Below are 6,532 nucleotides of genomic sequence, written 5' to 3' on the forward strand. Positions count from 1 at the left end.
GGACCCGCGCATGACCTTCGCAGTCCACGGTCTCCCGGTCGCCCGTGGCATTGCCATCGGCCGCGCGGTGCTGGTCGTGTCCAGCCGCATCGACGTGGCGCACTACTTCATCAAGCCCGAGGAGATCGAGACCGAGATCGACCGCGTGCGCACCGCGCGCAACGCGGTGGCCGACGAGCTCACCAAGCTGCAGGCCAGCGTGGCGCAGATGGGCCCGAACGACGCGCCGCACGAGCTCGCGGCGCTGCTCGAGGTGCACCAGATGCTGCTGCAGGACGACGTGCTCAGCGGCGGGGTGAAGCACTGGATCAGCGAGCGGCTGTACAACGCCGAATGGGCGCTGACCACGCAGCTCGAGATCATCGCGCGCCAGTTCGACGAGATGGAGGACCCGTACCTGCGCGAGCGCAAGGCCGACCTCGAACAGGTGGTCGAGCGCATGCTGCATCGCATGAAGGGCACGGCCGCCGTGCTCGCGCCGAGCCCGCCGCGGCGCAAGCGCGCCGCCGCCGCGCACGACGACGAGGACGACGACCCCACCGCGGGCGACGGCTTCGACGTGCCGCTGGTGCTCATCGCGCACGACCTCTCGCCGGCCGACATGCTGCAGTTCAAGAAGAGCGTGTTCGCGGGCTTCGTCACCGACGTGGGCGGACGCACCTCGCACACCGCCATCGTCGCGCGCAGCATGGACATCCCGGCCATCGTCGGCGCGCGCTCCGCGAGCCAGTTGGTGCGTCAGGACGACTGGGTCATCATCGACGGCGAAGCCGGCGTGATGATCGTCGACCCGTCGCCGATCATCCTGGCCGAGTACGGCTTCAAGCAGCGCCAGGGCGACCTCGAGCGCGGCCGGCTCGCGCGGCTGCGCCACAAGCCGGCCGTCACGCTCGACGGCCAGCGCGTCGACCTGCTGGCCAACATCGAGATGCCCGAGGACACGGCCGGCGCCGTCAAGGCCGGCGCCGTGGGCGTGGGCCTGTTCCGCAGCGAATTTCTCTTCATGGGCCGCGAGAATTCGGCGCGCCAGACGCGCCTGCCCGACGAGGAAGAGCAGTACCAGGCCTACAAGCGCGCGGTCGAGGGCATGCAGGGCATGCCCGTCACCATCCGCACCATCGACGTGGGCGCCGACAAGCCGCTGGACGGCAAGTCGGGCAGCAAGCAGGAACACCTGAACCCCGCGCTCGGCCTGCGCGCCATCCGCTGGAGCCTGGCCGATCCGGCGATGTTCCTCACGCAGCTGCGCGCCATCCTGCGCGCGGCGGCGCACGGCGAGATCCACCTGCTCATTCCGATGCTCGCGCACGCCAGCGAGATCCGCCAGACGCTGTCGCTCATCGACTTCGCGCGCGCCGAACTCGACAACCGCGGCGCGGTCTACGGCCCGGTCAAGCTCGGCGCCATGATCGAGATTCCGGCCGCCGCGCTCACGCTCAAGACCTTCCTGAAGCACTTCGACTTCCTGTCGATCGGCACCAACGACCTGATCCAGTACACGCTGGCCATCGACCGCGCCGACGAGGCCGTTGCCCACCTGTACGACCCCGCGCACCCCGCGGTGCTCAAGCTCGTGGCCGACACCATCACCGAGTGCCGTCGCCAGGGCAAGGGCGTGTCGGTGTGCGGCGAGATGGCGGGCGATGTCGCTTTCACGCGCCTGCTGCTGGGCCTGGGCCTGCGCAGCTTCTCCATGCACCCCTCGCGCATCCTCGCCGTGAAGCAGGAAGTGCTGCGCGCCGACACGGGCAAGCTCGAGCCCTGGGCGCGGGGCGTGCTAGACGCGGACGATCCCGCGGCCGCACTGGCGGGCTGAGCCCGCGCTTTCGCATACCTTTGTCTTCGTGATGCGCCGTGAAAACGGCGGGTTGCGGGCCGGGTGAAACAAACCGAAATACGGCGATACGGCGGTGAAAGGACTCGCCGGGCATCGACGCGCACCATCAGGTCTCCTCTTCCAACCCCTGAAAGAAAGGCCTGCATCATGATCGTCAAGTCGTCCTTCTCCCTCGCGCAGCTCGTCGCTGTCGGTTCCTTCGCCATGCTCGCCGCCGCCGGCGCCAAGGCTGAAAGCTACGAGGGCGTCCACGCGCCCGTGTCGGCCATGAGCCGTGCCGATGTCAACGCCGAAGCCGTGCGTGCCGCCGCCGCCCCCGACCAGAACGTCGTGCGTGGTTCGCGCGGCCCCGAGACCGTGGCCGTGTCGACCGACCGCGCCCGCGTCATCGCCGAAGCCGTGCGCACCGCCGCCGCCCCCGACCAGAACGTGACCTCCGGCTCGCGCGTGAACAGCAAGGTCATCTCGACGATGCAGAACCCCGTCGATGCGCGTGCCGCCGCCGCGCGCGACAGCGGCAACCGTCTCTGAGCCGACGATGCGGCGCCCCGGGCGGCGCCGCCGTCGCCACGTTCATCACTGAAGCAGCCCCGCGCAGGGGCGCATGAAGGAGCACCCCCATGAAGCACTGGATCAAACGAACCCTGTTCGGATTCGCCGGCCTGGCCGTCGTCGCCGGCAGCATCGCCGGCTGTGCCGGCCATCGCCACGGCTGGGGCGGCGACAGCGCCGAGTTCCGCGCCAAGATGGTCGAGCGCGTCGGCAGCAAGCTCGAGCTCGACGCCGCGCAGAAGCAGAAGCTCACCGTGCTGGCCGAGAAGCTGCAGGCGCAGCGCCAGGCGATGCGCGGTGCGGGCGGCGCGGGCGATCCGCGCTCGCAGTTCAAGGCCCTGTTCGCGGGCAACACGCTCGACCAGGCCGGCGCCGCACGCCTGATCGAAGAGAAGACCGCCGTGGTGCGCACCGGCAGCCCCGAGGTCATCGCCGCCGCGGCCGATTTCTTCGACCACCTGAATCCGGCGCAACAGCAGAAGGTGCGCGACTTCATGGAGCGCGGCGGCCGCCGCTGGTCCCGCCATGGCTGAAATGGGCTCGCCCCCGGGCTGGGGGCGCTTCGTGTCGCTGCATCGACCCGCTCTGCGGGCGCCGCAGCAGCGCGTGGGTTTCGCGGTGTCCCGCGACCCCGCCGTGCCGGCCATGGACGGCGTGCGCACCGTGCTGCGCTTCGAAGGCGCGGTGGTGCTCGCGGTGGCGCTGGTCGGCTATGCCCAGTTCGGCATGGGCTGGGGCGTGTTCGCGCTCTGGCTGTTCGCGCCCGACCTTTCGCTGCTCGGCTACCTCGCGGGGCCGCGTGTCGGCGCGGCGCTGTACAACGCCGCGCATGCGCTGATCGGGCCCGTGCTGCTGCTGGCGCTGGGCGTGTTCGCGGCGCAGCCGTGGGCGGTGGCCGGCGGCCTGATCTGGCTGGCTCGCGTCGGGCTCGACCATGCACTGGGCTTCGGCCTCAAGTACGCGACGGGTTTTGCGTCCACCCACCTCGGCCGCATCGGCCGCGCCGATCCGTGGTGAGTGCCGTGGCCCGTTCGCGTCCCTCGATGCGCCCCGCGCTCGCGCGCACCGTGATGCTGGGCGAGGCGTTCACGCTCGCCGCCGCGTCGGCGGTGCACGGTGGCTGGCTCGTGGCCGGGCACGCGCATTCGCAGGCCCGCACCGCCGAGGCCGTGATCGCCACCGTGCTGGTGTTCGCGGCGCTCGAAACCTGGCGCCGCCCCGCGCATGCCCGCGCCGCGGCGATCGCCGGACAGGGCTTTGCCCTGCTGGGCACGCTGGTCGGCCTTGGCACCATCGTCGCGGGCATCGGCCCGCGCACGGTGCCCGACGTGGTCTACCACGTGCTTTTGCTCGCCGGCCTCAGCGCCGGCCTGGTCTGGACGGTGCGATGCCGGCCGGATTGATTGCAAGCCTTGCCATTCGCGCTCTCTTTGCCAGGAGGCACAATCCCGCCATGCCGCGCATCCTGCTGATCGACGACGACGAACACCTCGCCGCGCCGCTGACCACCTACTTCGCACGCTTCGGCTGCACGCTCGACAGCGCCAAGCGCCCGAGCGAGGGCATCGCCAAGCTGCGCGCGGGGCACTACGACGCGGCCATCCTCGACGTCATGCTGCCCGAGATGGACGGCTTCGAGCTGTGCCGCGAGATCCGCAAGGAAAGCGACATCCCCATCGTGATGCTCACCGCGCGCGGCGAGGTGATGGACCGCGTGGTCGGCCTCGAACTCGGCGCCGACGACTACGTGCCCAAGCCCTTCGAGCCGCGCGAACTGGTGGCGCGCGTGCAGACCATCCTGCGCCGCCAGCGCAGCGCGCCGGCGGCGGCCGCCGCCAACGCGCAGCTGCGCGTGTTCGACGGCCTGTCGATCGACCTCGACCGGCGCCAGGTGCTGCGCCACGGCGAGCGCGTGGAGCTCACCGGCACCGAGTTCGACCTGCTCGCGCTGCTGGCCGGCGAGCCCGGCAAGGTGTTCAGCCGCGACGACATCCTCAACCGGCTGCGCGGCCACGAGGCCGAGCTCTTCACGCGCGCGGTCGACATCGTGGTGAGCCGGCTGCGCAAGAAGCTCGAGCCGCTCGACTGCATCAAGACGCTGCGCAACGCCGGCTACGCGCTGGCCGTGGCGCCGGGCGAGCCTTCTTCATGAGATTTCCCCGCAGGCGCGCAGGCGCCGTGCCCGCCGACAACGAAGGCCTGTGCCCCGGCAAGGAGCGCCGCCGGCACTGGCACGCGCGCATGCACGCGCACATGCAGCAGCGCTGGCGCAGCTCGGTGCGCGTGCGCATCGTGATGATGTTCGTGGTGCTCGCGCTCGTGATGGCGGCGGTGTTCGTGGGCGGCATGAAGCGCTCGTTCTCCAGCACCTGGGCCGAGGCCGCGCAGCCGATGCTGATGGACTACGCCGACCGCCTCGTCGCCGAACTCGGCACGCCGCCCGACACGGTGCGCGCGCAGGCGCTGGTCGACCGGCTGCCGATCACGATCCGCATCACCGGGCCCACCGTGAACTGGGAGTCGAACCCCGGCAACGACATGCACGCGCGCGGCGGCTGGTTCTACGACCGCGACCGCGAGGAGTCGATGTTCTCCACCGAGCGCTGGTTCGTGCGCCCCACGGCCGACGGGCACAAGGTCATCTTCGGCTGGGCGCCGCGGCTGTGGCAGCTCGCGCCGCGCGCGGCGGGCTGGACCACGCTGTGCGTGCTGCTGCTGCTCGTGGTGGTGGCCTACGCGCTGGTGAGCCGGCTGCTGCGTCCGCTCATCGACATCCGCGAGGGCGCGCAGCGCTTCGGTCGCGGCGAGTTCACGCAGCCCATTCCGATCCGCCGCAACGACGACCTGGGCGACCTCGCGCAGCGCGTCAACACCATGGCCAGCGACATCCAGGCCATGCTCGATGCCAAGCGCGGCCTGCTGCTGGCGCTGAGCCACGAGCTGCGCTCGCCGCTCACGCGGGCCCGGCTCAACGCCGAGCTGCTGCCCGCCACGCCCGAAGGCGAGGCCGAGCGCGAGGCGCTGCTGCGCGACCTCAACGAGATGCGCGACCTGATCAGCGACCTGCTCGAAAGCGAGCGCCTGGCCAGCCCGCATGCCGCGCTGCAGCGCGAGCCGGTCGACCTGGCCGCGCTGGTGCGCGAGATCGTGGCCGAGATGCCCGGCGCGCAAGCGGTGCAGCTCGACCTCGCGGACGGCCTGGCGCCGCAGCCCGTCGACCGCATGCGCGTGCGCCTGATGGTGCGCAACCTGCTGGACAACGCGCTGCGCTACAGCGCCGGCGCACCGCAGCCACCGACCGTGAGCTTGCGCGCGCCGGCCGACGGCGGTGCCGAGCTGGAGGTGCGCGACTTCGGTCCCGGCGTGGACGACGCGCAGCTCGAGCGCCTGACCGAGCCCTTCTATCGCACCGACGGCGCGCGGGCGCGCGCCACCGGCGGTGTCGGCCTCGGCATGTACCTGTGCCGGCTCATCGCCGAAGCCCACGGTGGGCGGCTCACGGTGCGCAACGCGCACCCCGGCCTGCAGATCAGCGTGCGTTTCGGCTGAGGCGCGTGGCCGCCGATTCGGCAGACCATCCACCGCCGAGCGCGTGGTACAGCGCTACGCTGGCCTGCAAGCGCGCCTGCAGCAACTGCGCACGCGCGTCCTGCGCGGCGAACAGCGTGCGCTGCGCATCGAGCAGCGTGAGCAGCGTCTCGGCACCTGCGCGGTAGCGCGACTCGGCGAGCGTGCGCGCGCGTTCGGCCTGCGCCAGTTCTTCGTCTTGTGCCACGCGCTGCGTGTCGAGTGCGGCCACGGCCTCGAGCGCGGTCAGCGCGTCGGTGAAGGCGGCCACGGTGGCGGCGCGGTAGTTCGCGAGCAACTCTTCGCGCCGTGCGGCCGACAGGTCGCGCGCCGCCGCGCGCCGGCCGCCGTCGAAGACCGGCGCCGCGAGCGCTGCTGCCAGGCTGTACACCGGGTGGTCAAACAGCGTGCCGAAACGCGGGCCCGCAGCCGCGAGGCCGGCGCTCAGCGTGAGCGTGGGGAACATCGCCGCGCGCGCCGCCGTCACATCCGCATCGGCTGCGGCCAATGCAGCTTCGGCGCGTGCGATGTCGGGCCGGCGCGCGAGCAGGTCAGCCGGCAGGCCGGCGTCCACCG

General features: G+C 71.7%; 8 protein-coding genes. 7 read left to right on the top strand and 1 reads right to left on the bottom strand.

Going from position 1 to position 6,532, the window contains the following annotated elements; all coding sequences use genetic code 11:
- Positions 1-10 precede the first annotated feature (10 nt).
- The 7 genes from ptsP to VBO01S_RS21125 all read left to right on the top strand — a co-directional run bounded on the left by ptsP (position 11) and on the right by VBO01S_RS21125 (position 5,938).
- Positions 11-1,816: a phosphoenolpyruvate--protein phosphotransferase gene (ptsP, locus tag VBO01S_RS21095; protein ID WP_062478903.1), complete on the top strand. Its 1,806-nt coding sequence runs from the start codon at positions 11-13 to the stop codon at positions 1,814-1,816.
- 168 nt (positions 1,817-1,984) lie between these two features.
- Positions 1,985-2,368 carry a hypothetical protein gene (locus tag VBO01S_RS21100; RefSeq protein ID WP_062478905.1) on the top strand — a complete coding sequence of 128 codons (384 nt, stop codon included), beginning with the start codon at positions 1,985-1,987 and terminating at the stop codon, positions 2,366-2,368.
- Between the two features lie 89 nt (positions 2,369-2,457).
- Positions 2,458-2,922 (top strand): Spy/CpxP family protein refolding chaperone, encoded by a 465-nt coding sequence (locus tag VBO01S_RS21105; protein ID WP_062478908.1) that lies wholly within the window; start codon positions 2,458-2,460, stop codon positions 2,920-2,922.
- The gene (locus tag VBO01S_RS21110; protein WP_062478911.1) at positions 2,915-3,406 is read left to right on the top strand and encodes a DUF4260 domain-containing protein; all 492 of its coding nucleotides are present in this window, start codon (positions 2,915-2,917) and stop codon (positions 3,404-3,406) included. The genes VBO01S_RS21105 and VBO01S_RS21110 overlap by 8 nt, the downstream gene beginning before the upstream one ends.
- A 5-nt stretch (positions 3,407-3,411) precedes the next feature.
- A complete protein-coding gene (locus VBO01S_RS21115) occupies positions 3,412-3,792 on the top strand; it encodes a hypothetical protein (protein ID WP_255221159.1) in 381 nt (126 codons plus the stop codon).
- Between the two features lie 50 nt (positions 3,793-3,842).
- Complete coding sequence (locus VBO01S_RS21120; RefSeq protein WP_062478915.1) at positions 3,843-4,541, top strand: response regulator transcription factor; 699 nt, start codon at positions 3,843-3,845, stop codon at positions 4,539-4,541.
- On the top strand, positions 4,538-5,938 hold the full coding sequence (locus tag VBO01S_RS21125) for a sensor histidine kinase (protein ID WP_062478917.1): 1,401 nt from the start codon (positions 4,538-4,540) through the stop codon (positions 5,936-5,938). Before VBO01S_RS21120 ends, VBO01S_RS21125 begins: the two co-directional genes overlap by 4 nt.
- On the opposite strand, the gene VBO01S_RS21130 is transcribed toward VBO01S_RS21125, so the two are convergent.
- Positions 5,919-6,532: TolC family protein (locus VBO01S_RS21130; RefSeq protein ID WP_169805070.1), on the bottom strand; the 614-nt coding region annotated here is incomplete at its 5' end. The genes VBO01S_RS21125 and VBO01S_RS21130 overlap by 20 nt on opposite strands.

It is taken from the genome of Variovorax boronicumulans NBRC 103145 (assembly GCF_001591345.1).
GTDB classification, from domain to species: Bacteria; Pseudomonadota; Gammaproteobacteria; order Burkholderiales; family Burkholderiaceae_C; genus Variovorax; species Variovorax boronicumulans.